This window comes from Neptuniibacter marinus, from assembly GCF_001597725.1.
GTDB lineage: Bacteria > Pseudomonadota > Gammaproteobacteria > Pseudomonadales > Balneatricaceae > Neptuniibacter > Neptuniibacter marinus.
In genome coordinates this window covers 143,672-167,649 of sequence record NZ_LUTR01000001.1, presented here as the reverse complement: position 1 = coordinate 167,649, position 23,978 = coordinate 143,672, and the positions used below count along the sequence as shown (strand labels likewise).

Below are 23,978 nucleotides of genomic sequence, written 5' to 3'. Positions count from 1 at the left end.
ATAAATGTCCTTAAGCCTGTTCAGGTTGAACTTCTTTGAAAGTTCGCTTACCTAGGTAGCTGTAAACTGTTGGTATTACGAATAATGTTAATAGTGTACCAAATGTCATCCCGCCGACAATAACCCAACCTATTTGTTGTCGTGATTCGGCGCCTGCGCCAAAGGCAAAAGCGAGAGGGAATGTACCTAATACGGTTGCACCAGTTGTCATTAATATGGGTCGTAAACGTAAAGATGCCGCTTCTAAAATTGATTCTTGCAGTGTTTTACCTTGATCTTGTAGCTGATTGGCAAACTCTACGATCAAAATACCATGCTTAGTGACTAGCCCGACTAAAGTGATAAGCCCTATCTGGCTATATACACTTAAAGAACCGCCACTGTAGTGTAACGCAAACAGGGCCCCAAAGATTGCAGGGGGTACAGAGAGCATAATAATCATTGGGTTTTTGAAGCTCTCGAATTGAGCAGCAAGTACTAGGAATACAACAACTAGCGCTAATACAAAGGTGATCTGCATGCTATTGCTAGACGTTTTAAACTCCCGAGAGGAACCGGTGTAATCATAGGAGGCTTGAGGTGCAATTTCTGCTAACTCTTGTTCTAAAAACGCGAGGGCTTCACCTAGGCTATAACCGGGAGCGAGCTGTGTTTGTATTTTAACCGCCTTAACTTTATCAAAATGATTGAGCTCACGTGGGGCTACAGTCTCATTGATTTCAACTAAGTTAGATAGTTGAACCATATTGCCGTCATTCGTTCGCATATATAGGTCAGTTAAGTCACTGGGGTCACGGCGTTGCTCATCATCGACTTTAACTATGACTTCATATTGCTCACCTAGACGTTTAAAGCGGGTTACTTCACGGCCAGCCATGTAGCTTTCTAAAGTGCGGCCTAAATCGGAAACATCGACATCCATATCTGAGAGTTTGTCACGTTTTACATCGATCTGTAGTTCAGGTTTATTGAGTTTTAGATCAGAATCTGGTTGAGCAAAGCCCTTGTTTTCATAAACTTTAGCCATTAATTGATCGGTAATATTTTTTAAATCTTCATAAGTCCCATTTGTTTTGACGATGAATTCTACGGGGCGAGATATGAAACTCTGTCCAAGGGATGGGCGGTTAAGCGAGAAGCTCATAATGCCTGGAATACCGCCGAAAAGCTTAGGCGTTTGCTCCTGCACTATTGCTTGCTGTTTCTTATCTCGATCTTCCCAGCGTTTAAGGCCTTGGAATACCAGCGCGTTAGTTTCTGAAGGGAATCCGACAACGGTAAAGTAGCGTTCAGTTTCAGGTGTTTTGCTGATTGTTGCTTCGATCTGGCGAGTATAACGATCAATATAATCTACAGATGAACCGTCGGGAGCTAGGGCGAAGTTAAGAATTGTACCGCGATCTTCATAAGGTGCTAATTCTTGTGGAAGTTGTTGATAATAGAAGGCGGCACCGGCAAAGCTTAATCCCATAATAAGTAAAGCTAATAGACGGGATTTGAGTAGTTTCCTCAACAGCTTTTGATAGCTACGGGTGATCCAATTAAGAAAGCCTTCAATTAAATTGAAAAATGCAGAGTGGCGTTTTTCATGTTTAAGCAGACGTGAGCACATCATCGGCGATAAGGTCAGAGCGACAAAGGTCGATACGACTACAGCGCCTGCAAGTGTTAGTGCGAATTCAGTAAAGAGCTTTCCTGTACGCCCTTCAGAAAAGGCAACAGGGGCAAAAACGGCCACTAGCACAATTGTTGTGGCTAATACGGCAAATCCGATCTCTTTTGCGCCTTTAAAGGCTGCTTGAATAGGATGTAAGCCTTCCTCTACATGGCGATAGATATTTTCTAGCATAACGATTGCATCATCGACAACGAGTCCTATTGCTAGTACGAGAGCCAGTAAGGTTAGTGTGTTAATGCTGAAATCCATCCAATACATCATGGCTAAAGCGCCGATGAGTGATAATGGAATCGTTACAACGGGAATAAGTGTGGCCCGAATATTTCTTAAAAAGAAAAGCAGTACCAATATGACGAGAATGCCTGCTTGTATTAATGTTTGATAGACGGACTTGATGGATTCTTCGATAAAAATAGAGGAGTCATAAGCTACTTCTACCTTCATGCCTTCTGGTAGCGTGGGTATTACTTTATCTAGTGTAGCTCGGATGCCCGTGGATACGTCTAGTGGGTTTGCTGTCGATTGTTTTACTATACCAAGCGCAACGGCATTTTCACCTTTGTAACGAGTGATACGGCGAATGTTTTCTGGGGCGATTTCCACGCGAGCAACATCTTGTATACGGACAGGATAGCCATCAACATTACGAATAATAAGTTGCTTGAAGGCTTCGACATCGTTTACGTCAGTTTTGGCTAATAGTGTGAACTCTCGTTCTTTACTTTCAATACGGCCAGCGGGGATTTCAATGTTTTGATGGCTTAATGTTGATTCTATATCGTTCGGGATAACTTTATAAGCAGCCATCCGAGCAGGGTCGAGCCATATGCGCATAGAATATTTGCGTTCACCAAAAATTCTGACGTTAGCTACACCTGAAACTGTTTGTAATTGATCTTTAACACGCTGATCGGCTATTTCCGTCACTTCCATCATATTATGGCGGTCTGAGTTGAAAGCGAGCCAAATAATCGGTTGGGCATCGGCTTCTGTCTTTGTCACAACGGGGGGATCAACATCATCCGGTAACTGCCCAGTAATGCGGCTTACTCGGTCTCTGACATCGGCAGCGGCTGCATTTGGATCGCGTTCAATATTAAATGTGACACTGATTTGTGATGTTTCGGTACGACTGATCGAATTCATAAAATCGATTCCTTCAATACCGGACAGGGAATCTTCAATAATCTGTGTGACTTGGGTTTCAATAATGGATGCGCTTGCCCCAGGGTAGTTTGTTTCAACCGTGACTACAGGGAGGTCGATTTTTGGATATTCACGTATAGATAAACGATCATATGAAATAAAGCCGATGAGCAAAACCAATAAGCTCATCACTGTCGCCAGTACAGGACGTTTTATGCTGATTTCTGAAAGAATCATGGTGGCTTAGTCCTGTTTATCGTTTGTTATTTCTTTTTGACTACCATCAACAAAGATAGGGGTCACCGGCATACCTGGGTTAAGTTTGATCTGCCCAGCGATAATAAGCAGATCACCTGCAGACAGCCCTTCTGTGATTTGGACAACACCTGGACGGCGTTGGCCCATTTTGATCGGTGTCATTGCGACTGTATGTTCTTCTGTAACGGTCATTACAAAGAATTTACCGTCTTGGGGGATAATGGCTTGCTCAGGTACTACGACGCTTTCTTGTTGATCGACGAGTAATGAAACTTGTGCAAAAAGCCCAGGCCTTAGTTTACCTTCGTCATTGGCGATCTCTGCGCGGATCTCAATATTATGGGCATTGTTGTCGGCACTTGGGGAAACCGCGGTTACTTTTCCTTTAATGATTTCACCTGGTAATGCATCGACATTAACTTCGAGTATGCGGCCATTTTTTAGCTCTGAGAGATAGATTTCAGGGAATTTAAGGTCCAGTTTTAATTTGCTGTAGTCAGTCAATCTAACTAGATTTTCGCCCTGATCGACAAAATCACCAGGGCTTACCAGCCTTAAACCTGTATAGCCGGTAAAAGGCGCTTTTATTGTCATTTTATCTAGTTTAGCTTGAGCGAGTGCTTGGTGCGCTTGATCTACGCGTAGTTGCGCTAAAGTACTGTCCCTATCTTGTGCGGACCCGACTTTTTTCTTTAGTAGGCTTTTTGCGCGTTCATAATCTACACGGCTTAACTGCACGCTAGCTTGTGCTGATTTAAGTTCTGCAATGTAAACTGAACTATCTAGTTTAAATAATGGTTTGCCTTGCTCTACCTTTTCACCTTCTTCAAAGAGAATTTCTTCAATTCGTCCACTTTGTTCAGGGCGCAACATCACCGATTCATTGGCTCTCAAACTGCCTACTGCAGATATTTTCTTATCTAAAATAGAGTTGGCTACAGTGATAACTTCTGCAGGTAACCCTTTAGCGAAAGAGGATAAAGAGAATAGTGCGGTTAATATGGCAACCGCGAAAGTGAGATAGGATTTATTAAGCATACGCATTATTATCGTCCCTAAGAAATTGTAGATGCTATTGTAACGGGATGCATAGCGCTCACAACGCTTTATAGTGTTGAGAAATGCAACAATCTGTTCTTGAATCTGTGTTAGTTGTTGTGTCCGACCATAAAACCGGTCGGTTTATGCCAAGCATACATAAAGACCTTTACAGTTGTTGTAGTGAACGCTGTTCCGTTTGCATCTCATCGAGAATCCAATCTCTAAAGGCTTGCATGCTCTCCGTTAGAGGGCGTCCTTTTTGATAAACTAAATAGAACGATTTTTGTGTATCTAAGGATATATCCAGTGGGCAAATGAGTTGTCCATATTCCAGTTCTCGTTCTGCAAGACCGCGGTCAGCTAAGGTGATGCCTAAACCTTCCATTGCTGCACCTAATGCTAGTGATGTACTGGAAAACGTCATGCCCCGTGTATTCTCTATTTCATTGCCGCCGTTTTGTTCCAATAGGGATTGCCACTCGGTATCCCGTTTAGATATGTGGATAAGTGTGTGCTGTAGAAGGTCCTTAGCTGATTTTATTGGAGGCTTTCCCTCTAAAAGCTTAGGGCTGCATACCGGTACTAAGTGTACGTTGCGTAATAGATGGTAGTGGAGATCAGGCCAGTTACCATCACCATAAAACACCGCCATATCCATATCGCTGTAGCGAAAATCGATCTGGCTCATTGATGCGGTTAATCGAAGCTCCACATCAGGGCTAAGTGATTGGAAGTGATTAATTCTTGGCACTAACCAACGTGTGAGAAAAGCTGGCGCAACACTTAAATTAACAATATTAGAGTTGGGGACCGTGACTATTTTTTTGTTGCTTCATCTATTTCATCTAAAGCTGATTGAATAGCGATAAGGTATCGTTCGCCGGGTGGCGTGAGCGCTACACGTCGTTTAATACGTTCAAAGAGCTGGACGCCTAAGAAGGATTCAAGGCCCTTTATTTGATGACTTACAGCAGAAGGTGTAACAAATAACTCTTCTGCCGCTTTGTGGAAACTGCCTGCACGGGCGGCTGCTTCAAAGCTGCGCAGGGCATTAAGAGGAGGAAGGCGCCTGATAGAAAACTCCTATAGATGAGATAAATTCATCTATTTGGTGAAAAACTGTCGTTTGTTAATGTCCTTGGTAGACTTTAGTATGTACAACATCGTTAATCAACAAGTGATCTGTTTATCTTTAGTTACAGTAACTTATTTTTATTTGTAGCTTAGATTTGATGAATTTATTTGTTCGAGCAGCGGGGCTTCTTTTAATTGTTTTGTTGATTTAATTTGGTGTATGTGTGAATAACGAATTTGAAATGTCAGTACGTCTTAATGCTTGTGGTGATGTAGATACTGCATATTACATGGCTCTAGCCAAAGAGCAGCGTAGTGAGGCTTTTGTTGGTGCTATAGCGGTTGCTGTAGCGGCGGTTAAAAAGTTACTGAGCTCTTCTCATTCCAACCGTTTATCGGTACCTACATACACTTATTGAAATTGATTAGTTACATCCTGTTATTTTGCCCGCTTTTAAGCGGGCTTTTTTATACCTGAAATTTATAGTTTGAAGGTAGTAATGACGCTGTTTAATTTATTAGACAGGTCGCTCATTTGGCTACATGCTTTTGCTGTCTCATCAGCTCCTTGAGCCGTGAGTTCACTTGCCTTGTTTACGTGTGAAATACCGAGTTCAATATTTTGAGCGTTCTCTGATTGCTCCTCTGCATACAGAGTGATGTGATCGTTCATTTTTGAAATGGTAGAGATTGATTCTGTTATCTCATGTAAGGCTGTACCTATTGATTTTGATTGCGCTGCTGTTTGTTCTGCTTTTTTTGCACTGTTCTCCATAACAACCACGGCGCTATCGATCCCTTTTTTGAATTCGTTCAGCATGCACTCAATCTCTTCAGTAGAGCTGTGAGTTCGCTGAGCTAAGTTTCGCACCTCATCGGCCACGACGGCGAACCCCTTTCCTTTATCACCTGCTCGGGCGGCCTCTATTGCCGCATTCAGTGCGAGTAAGTTGGTCTGCTCGGCAATGCCCTTGATCACATCTAGCACTTTAACTATATTGGTGCTTTTTGCGGCCAGTTGGTCAATTGATTGGCTTGATTTACTTAAATGTGCTGATAGTTGCTCAATTTGATCTAATGCGCTTTGGACTTGTACATGGCTTTTGAATGCTAATTCATTGGTTTGAGAGGCTTCCGCAGAGGCGTTATTGACTTCGTAACTGATTTTTTCAGCTAAAGCGGACATTTCAGTAATAATTAATGACATCTCTGTGGTTTGTCGTTTTTGTTGCTGAGCTGATTGGCTAGAGTTGTAAGCGGTCGTATCTAAACTTTTTGACTGTTCTTCGACACTGCTTGCAGTATGTTTTAGTTGCTCAATTAGAATATGGATCCGCTGTCTCATCTCATTAAATTGATTACTCAGTTGTGCCATTTCGTCTTTAGATTGTAAGTCGATGGTCGTTGTTAAATTCCCTTGGGCTATTTGCTTTGCTGCATTGAGGACTTGTTTCATATTTCTTTGTACAGAAATATTAAATCCAAGATAAAAGTAGGCAGCTAAAAGAATAATTAAAGAGATTGCAGCGACTAAGCTATATAGCTGTCGTTTTTGTACTTCGAGGCGTTCTTTTAATATATGTGATGCATAGCCGAGGGCTAGATCAGAAAAGTGGAAGATATGTTCGAGATCCTGACTGGACGCGTTAAAAAAGGTTTCCCAAGACTGCTCCATATTTTCGCCAACAATAATATCTCGATCAAGACGATCAGCAAAATGGAGGAGTGCTTGGTGAGATTGGCGACTTAATTCAACTAATTGTGGGTCAATATCCTGAAGGTTCTCTAGTTTTTTTGTGATTGCGTTTAATGACATGGCGCTTTTTTGTAAGCGATCATAAAGTTGGTTTAAATGATCGAGTGCTGCTGAACCAAGATATCCGGTTGACAGCCCATGTCCTGCATAATCTCGTGTGGCGCCAATGTTTTCTAGGGTTGTGGGGATATCTTCAAGTAGTGCTCTTAAGATGATATAGATTCGAGTATCTAGATCGCGAGTGATACCTGAGTTAAAGCTTTCTTCTTCACTTACTTTGACTAAGGATAGACTTAACTGATTAAAATATTGGAAGCGGTTTTCAATATCTAAGTTCAATGTTGAAAACTGTGAGGTATCTATTTTTTGCCATAAATTCGCGAGGTCAGATTCAGGTATAAGCTGTGTAGTTATTATCTTTCTTAGCTCAGTGAATTGTTGTTCTTTTTCCGGTTTTAGTGGTTGATTTACGAAACCAATAGTAAATCGCAGGTCTCTATAATCTGTAAACGCCTTTAGTAATTGATAGTTAGTATGGAGCTTTTTTATAGCGATGGCTCTATGTTGTGTGTCAGTAATATCGGTTCGTAAATACTGAATTTGGACAGTACAAAGTAGAGCGAGAGGAAGCGTAAATACAGTGCTAACCAAGATGAATTTGTATAGATAAGGCAGTCTATCCATCAGTCGAATGACGGGGGTTAGAATGAAAGTCATTGTAAAGTTCCGGATGCTGTTAGTTGTTTTTATTTTAAGCGTGATCTAGTCAGATTAAGATTGTTTAAAAATTGATCCTTTATCTTAATTTAAAGGGCAATGGCGGCGGAGTCAGTGACAGAAAGCAGGTAATCTAGTAACAAATTGCTTCAGCTATAGGGTAGGGCGTCGTTTTACATAGAGAATCTTTTTAACATGGGCGATTAGGCTTTGATCGCTATCCCATATTTCTACATGAAACTCGGGAAACTGCTTTTCTCCTGTTTGGGCTGAGGTTTTGATCTGTTCTATCTGCTCGTCTAATAGGTGGATCTGTGCAGTTATTTTTTTCTTGGTTGCTTTTATAAAAGTAATTTCAGCTGCGCTATCCCAAACCCAATATTCCTTACCAAGTTTTTTCATAAGAATAAGCATGATATGTGGGTCGATCATTGAATAGATACTACCGCCAAAATGAGTGCCGACGGCATTACGGTTATACCAGCGGACTTTCATTGATACGGTGATATGGTTCCAATCGTCGGATATGTTTTCTACTTTTATGCCAGCACCAATATAGGGAGGGTATAAGTTGAGTAGATGTTTCATTGTTCTTGCTGACAGCTTCATACATAGGCTCAAAAGCAGAGAAGGGGAATGTTGTATTTTTAGGATAGTTGGTCGGTGTGTCAGTGACAGAAAAGGTTCTTTTTACTAACTGAATCGTTCAGTTTATGAGATGGCTTAAATAATCTGGAATGATTTAGGCGAATGAATAGATTATTTAAGCCATATGTAGCGTTAGTTGTGGCTATTTACGGCGAAATTGAAGTGCGCTAAATAAAATAGAAACACTTACAAGTAAAATAGATATAAGCATTAATCCTTCAGCCATTGTTATACCAAACAGAAGTTCTGGTGTGTATCCGCAAGGCTCCCAAGGTTCAAATACTTGCGGCATCCACTGATCTAATGCAAACCAGTTAGGTAGGCCGCTATTCATGCTACAGCTATCAATGATCCAACCGCGTTCAACGGCTAAGGTTTGCCAAGAGCGCTCAGTTAATCCAAGGCTAACAAGAAGCATCAGTAAGTGGGATAGTTTAGCCCCCCAGAGGGATTTTCTAACAAAGAATCCTAGAATCGCTACAAGAGTGAAAGCCATAACCCAGATACGAATATGGATGCAGAGTACGCAAGGGCCGTAATTTAATCCGTATTGAAAGAATAGTGCGACGCCTTCCATGCTAAGGCCAAGTATAATGAGCCCAAGCCAATACCAAGACGAACGACTTAAACCGCTTAATTTACTTAGCATCGACTATCTCCTTTTATATAAGTGGTTTCTCTGATGCCGAAGTCGCGAGAAGGTTCCAATAGATAGAAAAAACCGAGCATATAAGCTCGGTTTTTTGTGTTCACCCGTTTAGGCAGAAAGTGCTTTGCTGATACGTCCAAGCGCATCTTCAAGTACGTCCATGCTGGTCGCAAATGATAAGCGCATATTGCCGGGGGCGCCAAAAGCGGAACCGGGTACTAGTGCGACACCCGCTTCTATTAATAAGAACTCAGCGAGCGCTATATCATCTTCAAAGCGGTCATCATTATCGATCACTTCCTGAAAACTAGGGAAAGCATAAAAGGTACCGTCAGCAGGAATACAGCTCACACCGGGAATGCTGTTAAGTGTTTTAACAACATACTCGTGGCGAGCTTTGAAGGCGACGACCATCTCTTTAACACAATCTTGTGAGCCTTCAAGTGCTGCTTGTGCGGCGACTTGAGCGATCGATGTTGGGTTTGATGTGCTTTGCGATTGGATTTTTTTCATTGCACCAATCAACCAAGCAGGTCCCGCTGCATAGCCTATGCGCCAGCCAGTCATTGAATAAGCTTTTGAAACACCGTTTAGCACGATTGTACGATCATAAAGCTCAGGGCATGCATTTAAGATATTCACGAATGGCTTGTCATTCAAGCGAATGTGCTCATACATATCATCAGTTGCAATCAATACCTTTGGATACTTCAGTAGAACATCTGCTAATGCTTTAAATTCGTCGAGTGTATACGCAACGCCGGTTGGATTTGATGGGCTGTTTAAAACCATTAGGCGTGTTTTATCTGTGATCGCTGCTTCAAGCTGCTCAGGTGTCATTTTGAAGCGTTGAGCTTGTGTTGTGGAAACAATCACAGGCTTTGCGTCGGCCATAAGTACCATGTCGGGGTAAGATACCCAGTATGGAGCAGGCACAATAACTTCGTCCCCTTCGTTTAACAGAGCAAGGGAAAGATTAAAGAAGCTTTGTTTTCCGCCGCAGGAAACGAGGATCTGATTAGCTTCGTAATTTAGGCCATTATCATCTTTGAATTTATTAATAATCGCTTTTTTTAGGGATGGCGTTCCGTCTACAGCGGTATATTTAGTGAAACCTTCATTCAACGCCTGGATGGCAGCCTGCTTGATGTGATCGGGCGTATCAAAGTCTGGCTCACCAGCACCCAGGCCAATAATGTTCTTACCTGCCGCGCGTAATTCGGCTGCACGGTTAGTAACCGCCAGCGTTGGTGAAGGTTTTATGTTATTGACGCGGTCTGAAAGTTGAACGTTCAAGCCTAAATCCTCAAAAATTACCTGCTTGTATAAGTGATATGAAAGGGGCGCATCAGCAGGTGGCGATATTAATCAGTGTAGGTATTGCAAAGCAAAAACTACATCAGACGTCCCCAAACCCGCTAATAATACAGCAAAGAAAAGCCATCATGAATCCTGTTTTGGTTAAAAAACGCCTTTTTAGATCAATATATTGATCATAATTCTATTAAAGGAAACTTTATTGCTTCGATTATGTTCTTTGTAGGGGAAATAACTGCTCAAAATAAAAGGGAGTGGGATATAATGCGGAGTTTTATCTTCACATGGTTATGCTATGAAAGAGCGCTTTAAAGTTCATTCGCAATTCGCTCCGGCGGGCGATCAGCCGCAAGCAATTGCAGAACTCGTTGATGGTATACAGTCGGGCTTAGCTTCACAGACACTTTTGGGGGTAACGGGGTCTGGTAAAACCTTTACGATAGCCAATGTCATAGCTCAAGTTCAGCGCCCCACGATTGTGATGGCCCATAACAAAACCTTGGCAGCCCAGCTTTACGGTGAGTTTAAGGAGTTCTTTCCGGATAATTCGGTTGAATACTTTGTTTCCTACTATGACTATTACCAGCCCGAAGCTTATGTTCCCTCCTCAGATACCTTTATCGAAAAAGACGCATCGATTAATGATCATATAGAGCAGATGCGGCTTTCAGCAACCAAAGCCTTGTTGGAACGGGATGATGCCATTATTGTTGCTACAGTTTCTGCTATCTATGGTTTAGGTGATCCGAAATTGTACCTCGGCATGATGTTACATATAGATCGGGGCGATATTATTGACCAGCGTGCCGTATTGCGTCGTTTAGCTGAATTGCAATACACCCGTAATGATGTGGAACTACACCGTGGTACTTACCGCGTAAAAGGGGAGGTTATCGATGTATTCCCCGCAGAATCAGAGCAGGAAGCGATCCGTATACAGCTGTTCGATGAAGAGATTGAAGAGATCAGCTATTTTGATCCATTGACCGGCGAAATACTACGTCGGGTTCCCCGTGCTACCATTTACCCTAAGTCCCATTATGTAACCCCCCGTGAAACCTTGTTGGCGGCAGTTGAGAAAATTAAAGATGAGCTACGAGAGCGATTAAAACAGCTGCGTGATAATCAAAAGTTAGTTGAGGCGCAAAGACTAGAGCAGCGTACCCTCTACGATATGGAGATGATCATGGAGCTTGGATATTGCTCCGGTATCGAGAACTATTCCCGCTACCTTTCTGGTAGAGAGCCGGGAGCCGCGCCACCGACCCTATTTGATTATCTGCCGGATAATGCCTTGCTTGTACTGGATGAATCTCATGTCACTGTGCCGCAAATCGGGGCGATGTATCGTGGAGACCGTTCACGTAAAGAGACGCTGGTTGAGTATGGTTTTCGTCTACCTTCTGCATTAGATAATCGACCGATGAAATTTGAAGAGTGGGAGGAAGAGTCCCCTCAAATGATTTTTGTATCTGCGACACCGAGTAAATACGAGGCTGCTAATCAACAAGCGATTGTTGAACAGGTGGTGCGCCCGACGGGATTGATTGATCCAGAAGTTGAGGTTCGGCCTGCTTCAACTCAAGTGGATGACCTGTTATCAGAGATACATAAAGTTGTCGCTAAAAAAGAGCGTATTATCGTCACTGTGCTGACAAAGCGTATGGCTGAGGATCTGACTGAATACCTCGATGAGCACGGGGTTAGAGTTCGGTACCTTCATTCCGATATAGATACGGTTGAGCGTGTAGAAATTATTCGAGACCTTCGGATTGGTGAATTTGATGTCTTAGTCGGCATTAATTTACTTCGAGAGGGTATTGATATGCCTGAAGTGTCTTTAGTGACTATACTTGATGCTGATAAAGAGGGTTTCCTCCGTTCAGAAACGTCGTTGATTCAGACCATTGGACGTGCGGCTCGAAATGTTAATGGGCGCGCTATTTTATATGCTGATCGCATAACTGGTTCAATGCAAAGGGCAATAGATGAAACCCAGCGACGTCGAGATAAGCAGATTGCTTATAATGAAGAGCGCGGGATTGTGCCTAAAGGTATTACGAAGTCGGTCGCTGATATTATGGAAGGAGCGAGTACGATCCCAGGCCGCAAAGCAACACGAACGGCGAAGAAGGTTGCGGAGCAGACGGGTGAATATCAAATAGATCCATCACTGATGTCAGTTAAAGAGTTATCAAAAGCGATGACACGCATCGAAGATAAAATGTATGAAGCAGCTAAAAATCTAGATTTTGAAGTTGCAGCGCGGTATCGCGATGAATTGCAGAAATTAAAACAACATACATTTGTTAGTTGATTTTTTATCGATTTGACGACAGTTTAAAACAAGGAAAAAATCATGGCACGGCTCTCTAGAGTATTGATATTTTCAGCGGTGCTATTAATGAATGCAATCGGTTCAAACCTGAGTGTGGCTGCGGCTCAAGAAGCGGCCGTAGTTGTTTTAAGTATAGGGGGGAATAAGGCCCAACTGCCTCAGCAACCTAGTCGTGATCTCAAACGTAAATCTAGCATATATACGCAGGATTTAATCTCAACGGGGCCTAAAGGGCAGCTTCAATTGCGTTTTAGTGATAGTTCCCGTTTCTCTTTGCGAGAAAAAACTGTATTCAGTGTTGAAACCTACCAATTTAATAAAGATACACCGGAAACGGGGAACTCAGTTTATCGCCTATTAAAAGGTGGACTGCGGACCATTACCGGTGCGATTAGTCATACTAATGTGGAGCACTACCAAGTACATACACCTATAGCCACTATTGGGGTTCGAGGCACACATTACACGCTTTTCTACTGCGATAGCGCCTGCCAAAAAGATACACAGGGCATAATGGGGCTGTACGGCTATGTATTGGAGGGGGAAATCGTTGTAGAAAATGATTTTAGTAATGCGCCTGTTTCCGCTGGAAATTACTTCTTCTTAGCAAGTAGGGAGAGCCGAATAGAGATGAAAGGCACCCCTTTCGATATTTTTGAAACAGTTAAAGACCTAGGGCCTGTTTTAATCGATGGTGTTAATGATAAAAACATTCCTGCGACAGAGGTTTTGAACTCTAGAGCGTTACCACCACAATATCAGTAACAAAAAAAGCGCTAAGTTTTATTAAAATTGTAGATGTATCGTCTTTATATAGCTGTTAGCCTTAAACTAATAGTGTTTGAAAACCACTTATAATCTTGCTCAGGAGTCGTCAGTGTTCAGGAAATTATCCCTCTGTATAATGCTGAATTTTATGTGTTTGTCAGTAACGGCAATGGCCGATGTCATCAGTGATGTATCCCAACTGCTTGAGAAAGGAGAGTCTGTAAAAGCCTACCAGTTATCGCTTGATAACCTTGATGAGATGGAAGGTGACCCTGCGTTTGATTTTCAGTATGGCGTAGCAGCCATTGATAGTGGGCATCTTAGTGAAGGTATTTTTGCTCTTGAGCGTGTTCATATGTTGGAACCTAAAAACTCGCTAGCGACGTTGGAACTGGCACGTGGTTATTATTTGATCGCTCAATATGAAAGAGCGCAGGTGTTATTTCAGCAGGTTGATGCAGAAAATCCACCCGATGTAGTCCGCGCGCGTATTCAGCAGTTTCTGACCCTGATTACAGAAAAAACGTCAATTTCACCGACTAAATTTAAGAGCTTTGTCGAGCTGTGGGCAGGTTACGACTCAAATATAAATTCAGGTCCCGGCGGACAAACCAATGTGGTCATATTGAGTGACAACGCATTAGGTCGTGGCGATTCATATGCGCAAGTCAGGGTTGGGTCGAGTGTTGAGCATGCTTACAATCCCGACAATGCGCTTGTGTTTAGTGCCAATGTCGATTCGCGTATTTACGATAGCGAAGATGAGCAAGACTACAATAATATTAATTTAAGTGCTGGGCATATATGGAAAGGTGAAGCTAATCAATTTCAATTCAACTTCAACCTACAAAAGTACCAGTTAGCCAATAACAACTACCGCGACATGTTTGGTATCACAGGCACGTGGAGTAAGCAGCTTAGTAAACGTTCGGTCATGAAGTTTTTCGTAGGGGCCAATGACCTCGCTTATGATGACCAGTCATGGAAAGATGCAACCCTGAGTAATGTAGGTGCAAGCTATATCTATGCAGGGGAGGGTGGCTGGCGTCCTCTTTATTTTATCAGTGCTTTTGCCGGAACAGAAAATCCAAAAACCGCGGGTATTTTAGCAAATGGCCAAGTTGACCGGGTTTTCCACGGCGGGAACTTAGGGATTCAGCTATCGCCTACTAGCGATATTAAATTGACACCCGCTATTACTTATCAACGCAGCGAATATAAAGGTAAAGATTGGATCTATAATATTAAGCGTAGGGATGATTTTACTATGTTTAATGTGAATATGGAGTGGATGGTCGCGCCCTCTTGGACAGTGTTAGCTAATTATAGTTTTACCGATATAGGCTCGAATATTGAGCTTTATGAATATGACCGCCAGCAAGTAATGCTGGGTTTGCGTTATAACTTTCAGTGAGATTTAGACTATGAAAACCTATGTCACGGCGGCTCTATTTATTCTTTTTTCTAGTTTTGTTTCTGCTGCGCCTCAAAGCGTAGGTACCGTTATTCTGAGCTTTGGTCAGAATACGGCAGAGTCTGAGGGCACTCAGCGAGTTTTAAAGCGCAAGGTAGACATTTATGCCGATGACCTGTTGAAGACAGGAGATACGGGACGCTTACAGATACGCTTCACCGATGGCGCGCGCTTATCATTAAAGCCGGGTACTGAATTTAAAATAGCTGAATATCAATTTGATGAGGCTAATCCTGAAGATGGAAAAGCCGTTTACCGGTTATTAAAAGGCGGTATGAGAACGCTGTCTGGCCAGATAGGTAAAGTGGATAAAGAGGATTACACATTAGATGCGGTTGTGGCGACAATCGGTATTCGTGGTACTGACTTTACCGTTGATAAGCAGGGCGATGAGGTCAAGGGGAGCGTTAATAATGGTGCGATTAACGTAGCTAATAAAGGGGGAGCCAGTGATGTAGCAAAAGGCTTCTCTTTTCAGTTGGTGGGCGCTGATGGGGCGATCAATATATTCAGGACACCGGCGACGGTTCGTCGCTCCCTTGACAGTAAGGATGTTTCTGTTCCGGCTACTCAGGTGGAGAGTGAGAGCACACAGCAAATTACAGTGGCAGCGTCGCCTAATCCTACAGGAAATGGTGAAACCGCATCGGATGAAAGTGTCGTTGCTTTAGCTTTCTCGCAAGTTAAGCTTGGAGGTGTGGATGTCTCAGCAGGAAGTGTCGAAGGTACTGACAGCAATGCGGATATTACAATAGATCGTACGTTGGGTGGTGGGGATGTTGTAACGGGTGTCGTCTTTAACGATGAAAGTAGTTTGTCGTCCGATCCTTGCTCTCCTTGTGTTATATCTAGCCCGCCTATTTTGGGAGTTTTGCTTGATCAAGACGAAATGACCGTTGGTACTGCTGAAGTTAGTTGGGGGCGCTGGGGGAGTGGTTATACAGTAGTGGAAAATGGTTTTCCGACGGTCACATCGGGTAGCTTTCATTTTATGTACAGTGATGATTTGACCCCAGATTCGGTTATTACAAATAAAACAGGCGATTTTGTTTATCGATATGACGCTACGCATGGTGGATATACAAGCCCACAAAACGAAACGGGCGCCACAGGTACATTGAATGATTTTTCAACAGTCACTGGCACGGGTGGGCATGTATATAGTGGGACCTACTTTCGAGTCGATTTTGATGGGCAAAAGTTACTAGAAATAGGCGTTGAAGCCGATATATTGGGCAATTCTTATGAGTTGCGCGAAGCTGCGAGTGCTGATTTGAACTTAAGTAGTGTATTAAATGGTGAAGAGGTTGCATTAACCGGTACCTGTAGCGGACTAACCTGCGGTGCTGGTGTTGTGTCTACTGATCTTTCCGGTCATATGAGTATCGATTTTGTGGGTGATAATGCGGAAGGTGCTGTCACAAGTTATGCTGCTGAAGGGGTGAATGGATTGACCGGCGTATCGTCCAGCATCAATGGTACTATTTTTCTTGAAGGGGAGTCCTCTCCATAACTTAGGCAAGAAAGGCCTTAAGGAGAGCTTAGGTTAATTATCTGGTTGTGATGCAAACGATAAATCTGTTTATCAGGCAATAGTTGATGACACTGTTGCATAATGGTGTCTTCAAACCCAGGCTTTAAATGGGTGATCATGATTTTGCAATCATGGTTTAGCTGGGCTAATTGCTCTCGTAAGTGGCTTGGGGTTAAGTGCCCACTTAAGCGAGCAAGCTCATCTATCTCGTCGGTAAACGAGACATCAATAATCAGTAAATCCGGTTTGCGATCATTTAATATAGGCCAAAGTTCATCGTTAATACCTGAATCGCCGGTAAACGCAAAAGATGCGTTTGAGTCAGATATTAAATAGCCAACCGTTGGAGTAGGGTGCTGCGCGGGTAGCACTTCGATGTTTTTGTCTTGTAGAGAGAGCTTGTCGCCTTTTTTGATCTTGTGCAGGCGGATAATAGGCGACCCTTCAGGCAGGCAAGTGTAATCGGGCCAAATAGTCCAGTTAAAGATATGCTGTTTCAAGGCATCAATAACTTCAGGACGTGCATAAATATTTAGAGGCTCTTTATGCTGATCAAAGATAGTGGCAAGCATGAGAGGCAGGCCGATAATATGGTCTATATGTGCATGGGTAATGATAACATCGCGTATTTTTAACATACGCTCCATTGTTAGTAGTTCGAGACCTGTACCTGCATCGAGCAGTAACGAATCATCTACCAAAAATGTTGTAGTTTTTAAGCCTTGACCTATACCGCCACTACAACCTAACACGTCGATCTTCACGTTCCACCTCAGCTGTGGCTATCTAAATTAAGTACACTACTATGTACATTATGGTAGTTGGGTATGATAAAAGCGACAGCAGAAAGAATGCAGCAATTTTGTTCATAATTAATTGATAGCTTGCTAACAATATATCAAGCTAAGGCACTGAAGCTACGCACTTTTTGGTGAAACAAAATTTTTGCTGAATACAACGGTTTTATATAAACGCCAACGGTTATTCAAGATACAGATATTAGTCCGTTGCAGCAAATGAATCAGTTTGAAATTTCAGGTTATAAAAAGGTGTGCGCTTTCTATATTCGACTCTGTAGCGGAAGTTCAACATTTGACTTGCTTTATAGCTGTCGTGCGCAAATAAAACTGTTATTTTTATACAGTACAAATCTAATAAAGCGTATGCAGAATGGAGTGATCTTCCATAGTTACGCATTGTAAAACTGTTGCTGAGTAGTCAATGAGACAAAGAAAAATCAGAACATTGTTGGGCATTCTACTCACCGTTCTAATGATAGTTCCTGTGGTGACTGGCGATCGTCCTGAGTTATTTGAACGCTTTGAACATGATCTTTATGACTTACGTTTACGTCAGTTTCTTTCCAAAGAGGAAGATCCGCGTATTGTTATTGTTGATATTGATGAAAAAAGCCTTGCTGCGGAAGGGCGCTGGCCATGGAATCGTTCAAAGTTAGCACGTATGGTTGATCAGTTATTTGATAACTATGGTGTGGCCATCGTAGGCTTTGATATGGTGTTTTCAGAAGCGGATCAAAGTATTGATTTAGTTGAGCTTAAACAGTTTTTTGAAAATAAAAGTACCGATCACGATGTAACTACGCTGCTTAAAACGCTTAACTCGGATGCTCATTTTGCCCGTGTAATAGCTGATAGGCCTGTTGTATTGGGTTATCTGTTTGACCGTAGTACTAAGCAGCTACAAGTAGGCCATCCAGGAAAAGCGGTGATAGGTGAAGATCCCGCTTTAGCTGAGTTGCCTATTCCTGAAGCGAACGGTGTGATCTCTAGTTTGAATGCGCTACAAAGTAAGGGCGTTCGTAATGGCTTTTTTGATAATCCAATGGTTGATTCCGATGGTGTTTATCGACGCGTACCTATACTGCAGCGCTTTGAAGGTCAATATTATCCATCCTTAGCCTTAGCGATGCTGTTAGCGTTGTTTGAGGAAGATCAGGTGCTGCCGGTTATTGAAACGGATGCAACAGAGGAGAGGAGTGCTTTAGTGGCCGTTGAAGGAGCAGGTATACGTATCCCTGTTGATCAACATAGCGCAGTGCTGGTTCCTTATCGAGGTCCACAAGGGAGTTTTCCTTACGTTTCGGCAACCGATATTATTAATGGGGTTGTTGATCCTGAGGTACTTGAGGGCACGATTGTTTTAGTTGGAACAAGTGCGGCGGGTCTTTTGGATCTTAGGGTAACACCGATGAGTAATCGTTACGCTGGAGTGGAGGTCCATGCCAATATTTTATCCGGCATGCTGGATGGGAGATTTCAGCACCAACCTGATTACACGCTCGGAGTTGAGATTGTTCAGCTTATTTTTTGCGGCCTACTCTTATCGATTGTTATTCCTCGATTATCCGTATTTTTATCAACGATTATCACACTGGCTATTGGTGGGGTGGTCATCGCCCTTAATCTCTATGCTTGGCAGCAGTTACTATGGGTTATCCCTTTGGGTTATACCTTGATCTTAATAAGTGTTTTATACCTTTTTCAGCAAACGACAGGTTACTTTTTTGAAACCCGAAATATAGCCCAATTGGCGAATCAGTTCGGACAATATATTCCGCCCGAGGTGGTGGAAGAGTTAAGTCAACAGGACCAATCAGTACAGCTTTCAGGTGAAAGTCGAGAGATGAGTGTGTTTTTCTCAGATGTTCGGGGTTTTACCAGCCTCTCAGAGCAGCTGACGCCTCAACAATTAACCCGTTTAATGAATATCTATTTAACGGGGATGACTAAAGTTATTCATGAGCAGCGCGGCACAGTGGATAAGTATATAGGTGATGCTGTGATGGCTTTTTGGGGAGCGCCGCTTAAAGATGAAGATCATGCTCGTCATGCCTTGCAAGCCGCGTTAGAGATGCTTGCTTTGCTGCCGGAACTTAATCAGCAATTAGAACGTGAGGGGTTACCCGCGGTTCGTGTAGGTATGGGTATCAACAGTGGAATAATGAATGTGGGTAATATGGGCTCCTCTTTCCGTATGGCGTATACGGTCATGGGAGATGCAGTTAATTTAGGTGCACGTTTGGAAGGGCTGACCAAATATTATGGTACGCCGTTGCTTGTAAGTGGTGAGTTAGCGCAAAAAGTACCTGAGTACCTATACCGTAAATTAGATAGAGTGCAGGTTAAAGGTCGTAATGAGGCGGTGGATGTTCTAGAGCCTATAGGGTTACGTGAACAGTGCACACAACATGAAAAAAACGCAGTCGATCTATTCCAAAAAGGTATTCAGGCCTATTCGACAAAACAGTGGGATGAGGCTCAGGATATTTTTGAGGCTTATCTATGTCAAGCTACAGAAGATACAATGGCACGGATTTATCTGCACCGTATTGCTGAATATAAAGATGCTACGCTCCCCGCTGATTGGTGCGGAGTTTTTAGCCATACCAGTAAGTAAGCTTATTGCAAACCAGGCAGAGAGTGTATATCAAAGGTATCTATCTGGCGGGGTGTCATATGCTTTTGTGCATAAGTGAGATAAGCTCCACTTTCTGCAAACAGTTTGAATAAGTCACCATCTAAATGATTATCCTCTACCATACGTCCTAAAATGGTCATGGCTTGGGATAAAAACATGCCTTTTTTATAAGGTCGATCGGGGGAGGTTAGGGCCTCAAAAATATCTGCGATGCACATAATGCGTGCGCGGGTTGATAAATCGTCCGCCTTCAAACCACGAGGGTAACCACTGCCATCCAAGTGTTCATGGTGATTGCAGGCGATTTCTGGCACCTGTTTTAGTTGTTTAGGGTATTTTAGAGATTCCAGCATATCGATGGAAACCTTAATATGATCCCGCATCACCTGACGTTCATCTTCAGTTAGCGTCCCTTTGCGAATACATAGATTGTCGGTTTCATCTTTGCTCAAGAGTTGGCGGGTTTTCCCCTCTAAATCAACCCAGCTGATATCTGCAATACTTAGAATACGGGCGATATCCTCATCAGCCATAAACTCCGATCCAGCATTAGAGCGTTTAATAAAATCGAGATCAGCGTCTAGTGCCTGTTTTTGCTGTTCTAATTGGAGGTAGGCCTTTGCGCGCTCTTTATCAGATATCGCTGAGTTTGAGGTAAGAAATTGAATTTCTAAATGAAGCTTATATTCACGAAATCGGGACTCAATTAAGTGAATACGGTCAAACATTGTATGTAGTTTGGTGGCTTTATCGATTATATATTCTGGTGTTGTGATCTTGCCACAATCATGTAGCCACGCGGCGATGCGTAGCTCGTACATCTCTATTTCACAAAAAGCTTTATTTGCGAATTCGCCTTGGGTTGCCGTATTGACAGCATCGGCTAGTAGCATCGCAATTTCTGGTACCTGCTCACAATGCTTGCCGGTAACAGGAGATTTGTGGTCAATTGCACGGCCAATCAACTTAATAAATGATTCAAAAAGGTGGCGTTGAGCATCAATCAAACGTCGTTTGGTTAGGACTGTCGCCGCAAGAGAGGCAAGGGATTCTACCAAATGTTGTTGGGTCGCTAAGAAAGGGATGATCTGCCCTTTCTCATCAATGGCGTTTATTAACTGTAACACACCGATAATCTCCCCTTCATGATCTTGTAAGGGGACACAGAGAAAGGACTTAGAATGATAGTTTAATTGTTTATCAAAGTTACGAGTGCCTGAAAAATCATAATCTACACACTCATAAGCATCGGGAATATTAATGGTTTCTCGCTGAACAAAGGTTTGAACGACAACGAGTTTAGATGCTTGTTTTTGAGAATTAAAAATATCTATAGCGGGTAGGTCGTGAGGCTTACGGTGAATACCTAAAGAACGATTATGCAATATAGTAAATGCCAACTCATTCTCATTCTCTTCATTCAAGGTATATAAGGTACCACCATCAGCATTAGTCAGGTGCATACAACCGAGAATAATACGATCTAATAGTTTGGTATGATCATTCTCTGTCGTTAAAGCTCCCGTCAAATCAGCCAGTTGCTTTGCAATTTCTTCTGGATCTAAGTGAAGCATAGCTATTCCGATCTACCTATTTAGATGTAAGTGTCAATGTGGCGCTCAAGGGCAGTCGTGTCAAGGGGGAGCAGCGTTAAATCACCAAAATATAAAGGTTTTATCTCTAGTTAGGTTATAGGAGCGGATTTAGAGCGCTCTTATTGTCAACTTGCCCATTTTAGACAGCATAATAGCAGTATTAGAGGGAAAGCAGGTTTGAGCTAGGTTAGTTATTGTGAGTTTAAGGCTCTAGTCCTAGATGTTAGGCATAAGATTAAGCTAAAAAACATATAAATCAAACAGATGCATGCTTGGCAGAGATTGATATCTGAGGGTTTATAAAAAGGTTCAGCAATGCCTAGATGAATACATCTATGGGGGGGGATGGAGGATATATTCAATTTTAGCGCTTTTTTCCTGTTCAAACTGTTGTCGTTGTTTTAATTGATTAGGGTAAAGGCAGATATATGTCCCCGTAGAAGAAATCTTATCTAAGGGGTTAAGACTCAAAAAAGGCTAGTTGGGGATCTCTAATGTGACTGTTAAGCCTGATTCATAAATATCTGAGTCAGCTAAGGTTATGTTGTACCCACTACGGTCACATATCTCTTTGACTATAGATAAACCTATTCCACAGCCGTCGGTATCTTGGCTTGCTGCTCGGTAAAATCGTTCAAATACATGTGTTTTTTGTTCATCACTTAAACCGATTCCATTATCTGAAAGGACAAACTTAACTTTAGCATTGAGTTGTTCTGCTTTTATTCTGATTTCTCCCCGTTCCGGAACATATTTAACCGCATTGTCGATTAGATTTCGCAGTAAGATGGAGAGTGTTTCTTGATTTGCTTGAACAGAAATTTTTTCATCTATAAGTATGCTAAGTAGGATCTGCTTATTACTAATTACACTGTTTAGTTCGGATATAACCTCATTAACTAAGCCGTTAATATCGACCTTTTCTTTCTTGGTGGGTTCGGTAGAGGACTCAGTTTGGCTTAAGGTAATTAGTTGGTTGAAAAGATGGGTTAGTTTATCTATGCCCGAAATAATATGGGTTTGAATCTTGGTGAGCCTCTCATTCTCTGGGTGCATGTTTTGCGCGTGAACTTTTATCGCGGCTAGTGGTGTTCTTAACTCGTGAGCTGCATTACCGGTGAAGCGTTTTTGTCTTTCTAAAGCGGCACCGAGGGAAGACATTAGATGGTTGATTGATCCAACGACTTGTTGCAGTTCATTAGGTACAGAGGAGAAACTTAATGGGGTTAAGTTGTGATTTCCTCGCAATGAGATCTGCTTGTTGATCTCATTAAGTGGAGAAAGTCCTTTACGTACGATCAAGGTGATTAAGATAAAAATTACGGGTAATAGGATCAATAAAATTGATGCGTTAACAGAGGCTATCTTATGGGTTACATCCTCTCGTATCTCTATGGATTGTGAAACTTTAATCCAAATAGATAAGGTTTCACTGTACCTAACAAAGGTTCGCCACTGTTTATCTTTAATAGTTTCGTAGCTATAACCAGGCTGGTCTGAAAAACTCAAATCTGCATCATCTTCCCCACTTCCTAGTAGGGGAACCCCTTTACGACTCCAAACTTGAAAAGCTAATTTCTTCTCATATTTATGACCATCTTTGTTGTACTCACCCTCCGCAATAATCTCAGGAGAAATGATCAGTTTTTGTTTATCGTGGGTTGTTTCTGAAATATGTACACCGGTAAATTCAAACTCGATACTTAGTACAGCTTCTAGTACTCGGCTGATTTGAGCCAGCTCCGCGTCGTATAGTTCTTCGGTTTCGTGAGTGATACGTTGATAGCTCATGGCGATTGAGGCCGCAATGGCAAGGCCAATACCGATGACTAAGGTGAGTGTTAGATAGGCACGTATGGAATTCACTCTGAGGTGCTCCCTAATTGATAACCAATACCACGGACGGTTTTAATAATATCTTTGCCTAGTTTTTTTCTAAGATGATGCACATAGACTTCAACTGTATTACTGCTTACTTCATTGTCCCAGTTATATAATTTATCCACTAGAGCCTCACGGCTAAATACTTGGTTTGGGCGATTGATTAAGTGGAGTAACAGATCGTATTCATGGCGGGAAAGAGGTATAGGTTTTCCATATTGAGAGAGAGAAAAGTTGGCTGGATTGATCTCAATACTGCCATGAGTGATGATTGAGCTTTTCTGTTGCGATTCCCTGCGTTGTAAGGCCCTCAATCGCGCCATGAGTTCCGGTACATCAAAAGGTTTCACCATATAATCATCTGCGCCACGGTCTAGCCCCGTGACTTTTTCGCCGGAAGTGCTCCGCGCAGTGAGGATTAGAATCGGTGTTAATATTTTATTATTTCTTAACTCTTGCAGAACATCTAAGCCATCCCTATCAGGAAGGCCTAGATCCAGTATGATGACATCAAATTGACTTGCGTTAGCAAAACTAATCGCTTGCTTGCCGGTTTTCACCCACTCCACAATATATGATTGATAGGTTAACGCATCAGCTATACCTTGACCCAGCAAGGGATCATCTTCCACAAGTAATATCTTCATGGTTTGGTTAATAACCCTC

The 23,978-nt window shown here is 42.4% G+C and carries 18 protein-coding genes; 6 read left to right on the top strand and 12 right to left on the bottom strand.

Annotated features, from left to right (window positions below):
• Positions 1-10 precede the first annotated feature (10 nt).
• The 4 genes from A3774_RS00735 to A3774_RS16715 all read right to left on the bottom strand — a co-directional run bounded on the left by A3774_RS00735 (position 11) and on the right by A3774_RS16715 (position 5,170).
• Entirely contained in the window at positions 11-3,061 is a 3,051-nt protein-coding gene (locus A3774_RS00735) for an efflux RND transporter permease subunit (RefSeq protein ID WP_067862016.1), read from the bottom strand.
• 6 nt (positions 3,062-3,067) lie between these two features.
• On the bottom strand, positions 3,068-4,126 hold the full coding sequence (locus tag A3774_RS00730) for an efflux RND transporter periplasmic adaptor subunit (RefSeq protein WP_067862014.1): 1,059 nt from the start codon (positions 4,124-4,126) through the stop codon (positions 3,068-3,070).
• 163 nt (positions 4,127-4,289) lie between these two features.
• Positions 4,290-4,874: a LysR substrate-binding domain-containing protein gene (locus A3774_RS00725; RefSeq protein ID WP_231867903.1), complete on the bottom strand. Its 585-nt coding sequence runs from the start codon at positions 4,872-4,874 to the stop codon at positions 4,290-4,292.
• Between the two features lie 65 nt (positions 4,875-4,939).
• Complete coding sequence (locus A3774_RS16715; RefSeq protein ID WP_231867912.1) at positions 4,940-5,170, bottom strand: LysR family transcriptional regulator; 231 nt, start codon at positions 5,168-5,170, stop codon at positions 4,940-4,942.
• A gap of 251 nt (positions 5,171-5,421) precedes the next feature.
• On the opposite strand from A3774_RS16715, the gene A3774_RS00720 reads away from it, so the two are divergent.
• Positions 5,422-5,616, top strand: a complete 195-nt coding sequence (locus tag A3774_RS00720) for an RSP_7527 family protein (protein WP_067862011.1) — start codon at positions 5,422-5,424, stop codon at positions 5,614-5,616.
• A 62-nt stretch (positions 5,617-5,678) separates the two neighbouring features.
• Here A3774_RS00720 and A3774_RS00715 read toward each other — a convergent pair whose 3' ends face one another.
• The 4 genes from A3774_RS00715 to A3774_RS00700 all read right to left on the bottom strand — a co-directional run bounded on the left by A3774_RS00715 (position 5,679) and on the right by A3774_RS00700 (position 10,263).
• Entirely contained in the window at positions 5,679-7,670 is a 1,992-nt protein-coding gene (locus tag A3774_RS00715) for a methyl-accepting chemotaxis protein (RefSeq protein WP_067862008.1), read from the bottom strand.
• A 153-nt stretch (positions 7,671-7,823) separates the two neighbouring features.
• On the bottom strand, positions 7,824-8,279 hold the full coding sequence (locus A3774_RS00710; protein WP_067862006.1) for a DUF4442 domain-containing protein: 456 nt from the start codon (positions 8,277-8,279) through the stop codon (positions 7,824-7,826).
• A gap of 181 nt (positions 8,280-8,460) precedes the next feature.
• Positions 8,461-8,967, bottom strand: coding sequence for a disulfide bond formation protein B (locus A3774_RS00705; protein ID WP_067862003.1), 507 nt, complete (start codon positions 8,965-8,967; stop codon positions 8,461-8,463).
• Positions 8,968-9,075: 108 nt separating this feature from the next.
• On the bottom strand, positions 9,076-10,263 hold the full coding sequence (locus tag A3774_RS00700; RefSeq protein ID WP_067861999.1) for a pyridoxal phosphate-dependent aminotransferase: 1,188 nt from the start codon (positions 10,261-10,263) through the stop codon (positions 9,076-9,078).
• Positions 10,264-10,579: 316 nt separating this feature from the next.
• Between A3774_RS00700 and uvrB the strand changes: the two genes are divergently transcribed.
• The 4 genes from uvrB (at position 10,580) to A3774_RS00680 (ending at position 16,377) form a co-directional block, all read left to right on the top strand.
• Positions 10,580-12,601, top strand: a complete 2,022-nt coding sequence (gene uvrB, locus A3774_RS00695; protein ID WP_067861997.1) for an excinuclease ABC subunit UvrB — start codon at positions 10,580-10,582, stop codon at positions 12,599-12,601.
• Positions 12,602-12,643: 42 nt separating this feature from the next.
• The gene (locus A3774_RS00690) at positions 12,644-13,387 is read left to right on the top strand and encodes a FecR family protein (RefSeq protein ID WP_067861994.1); all 744 of its coding nucleotides are present in this window, start codon (positions 12,644-12,646) and stop codon (positions 13,385-13,387) included.
• A gap of 112 nt (positions 13,388-13,499) precedes the next feature.
• Complete coding sequence (locus tag A3774_RS00685) at positions 13,500-14,804, top strand: porin family protein (RefSeq protein WP_156473631.1); 1,305 nt, start codon at positions 13,500-13,502, stop codon at positions 14,802-14,804.
• Between the two features lie 10 nt (positions 14,805-14,814).
• A complete protein-coding gene (locus A3774_RS00680; protein WP_067861988.1) occupies positions 14,815-16,377 on the top strand; it encodes a FecR family protein in 1,563 nt (520 codons plus the stop codon).
• Positions 16,378-16,394: 17 nt separating this feature from the next.
• On the opposite strand, the gene A3774_RS00675 is transcribed toward A3774_RS00680, so the two are convergent.
• The gene (locus tag A3774_RS00675) at positions 16,395-17,162 is read right to left on the bottom strand and encodes an MBL fold metallo-hydrolase (protein ID WP_067861986.1); all 768 of its coding nucleotides are present in this window, start codon (positions 17,160-17,162) and stop codon (positions 16,395-16,397) included.
• Between the two features lie 457 nt (positions 17,163-17,619).
• Here A3774_RS00675 and A3774_RS00670 point away from each other — a divergent pair, with 457 nt between their 5' ends.
• Complete coding sequence (locus tag A3774_RS00670; RefSeq protein WP_067861983.1) at positions 17,620-19,815, top strand: CHASE2 domain-containing protein; 2,196 nt, start codon at positions 17,620-17,622, stop codon at positions 19,813-19,815.
• 2 nt (positions 19,816-19,817) lie between these two features.
• Here A3774_RS00670 and A3774_RS00665 read toward each other — a convergent pair whose 3' ends face one another.
• The 3 genes from A3774_RS00665 to A3774_RS00655 form a co-directional block, all read right to left on the bottom strand.
• Positions 19,818-21,410 (bottom strand): GAF and HD-GYP domain-containing protein, encoded by a 1,593-nt coding sequence (locus tag A3774_RS00665; protein WP_067861980.1) that lies wholly within the window; start codon positions 21,408-21,410, stop codon positions 19,818-19,820.
• Positions 21,411-21,908: 498 nt separating this feature from the next.
• Positions 21,909-23,297 (bottom strand): ATP-binding protein, encoded by a 1,389-nt coding sequence (locus A3774_RS00660; RefSeq protein WP_067861977.1) that lies wholly within the window; start codon positions 23,295-23,297, stop codon positions 21,909-21,911.
• Positions 23,294-23,959 carry a response regulator gene (locus tag A3774_RS00655; RefSeq protein WP_067861975.1) on the bottom strand — a complete coding sequence of 222 codons (666 nt, stop codon included), beginning with the start codon at positions 23,957-23,959 and terminating at the stop codon, positions 23,294-23,296. The genes A3774_RS00660 and A3774_RS00655 overlap by 4 nt, the downstream gene beginning before the upstream one ends.
• Positions 23,960-23,978 lie beyond the last annotated feature (19 nt).